2 tRNA genes are annotated in these 265 nt (G+C 52.5%); both read left to right on the top strand.

Going from position 1 to position 265, the window contains the following annotated elements:
• Positions 1 to 33 precede the first annotated feature (33 nt).
• Positions 34 to 110, top strand: a tRNA-Ile gene (locus HU760_RS24395).
• A gap of 24 nt (positions 111 to 134) precedes the next feature.
• A tRNA-Ala gene (locus tag HU760_RS24390) sits at positions 135 to 210 on the top strand.
• The last annotated feature ends 55 nt before the right edge of the window (positions 211 to 265 follow it).

The raw sequence follows: 265 nt of genomic DNA, 5'->3' as shown, positions 1-265 counted from the left end.
TGTAAAAGACGATGTTGTAAGCGACCCTGTTATAGGTCTGTAGCTCAGTTGGTTAGAGCGCACCCCTGATAAGGGTGAGGTCGGCAGTTCAAATCTGCCCAGACCTACCATTACATGGTTCAGCCGTAGAATACGGGGCCATAGCTCAGCTGGGAGAGCGCCTGCCTTGCACGCAGGAGGTCAGCGGTTCGATCCCGCTTGGCTCCACCACTTTCTGCTGTTGTGAAGTGTTGCACTTGATCAAACTCAGAAATGAGCATTCGCT

This window comes from Pseudomonas oryzicola (genome assembly GCF_014269185.2).
Taxonomy (GTDB): domain Bacteria; phylum Pseudomonadota; class Gammaproteobacteria; order Pseudomonadales; family Pseudomonadaceae; genus Aquipseudomonas; species Aquipseudomonas oryzicola.
The sequence above is the reverse complement of the archived record's forward strand: the minus strand, read 5'-3'. Positions and strand labels throughout refer to the sequence as shown.